This is a genomic window from Mesorhizobium sp. M8A.F.Ca.ET.218.01.1.1, assembly GCF_004791165.1.
Classification (GTDB): Bacteria; Pseudomonadota; Alphaproteobacteria; order Rhizobiales; family Rhizobiaceae; genus Mesorhizobium.
The window spans coordinates 1-311 of record NZ_SRUZ01000154.1; the positions used below are offsets into that span (position 1 = coordinate 1).

Sequence of the window (311 nt, forward strand, 5' to 3'; positions counted from 1 at the left end):
GGAAAAATACGGCCTCTTTCTCTACATTGACGATGCGCATGGCATTTCGTTGTTTGGCGACAAGGGGCAAGGCTTCGCCAGGTCGCAGATGGACGAGCTAGGCAGCCGGACCATTGTCGCTGCGTCCCTTGGCAAGGGCTTCGGCGCTTCGGGCGGCATGTTGATGCTCGGGACGGTCCACCAGGAGAACCTGTTTCGCAGATTCGCGGTGGCTCATGCGTTCTCGGCGTCGATCAATACTGCCTCGATCGGAGCAGCACTTGCCTCGGCGAGACTGCACAGCACGGATGAGCTCGCTCGACTGCAGGCAG

1 protein-coding gene is annotated in these 311 nt (G+C 60.1%); it reads left to right on the forward strand.

The genetic code is table 11. The annotated features are described in order from the left end of the window. Positions 1-311: aminotransferase class I/II-fold pyridoxal phosphate-dependent enzyme (locus EN861_RS34800; protein WP_135928245.1), on the forward strand; the 311-nt coding region annotated here is incomplete at both ends.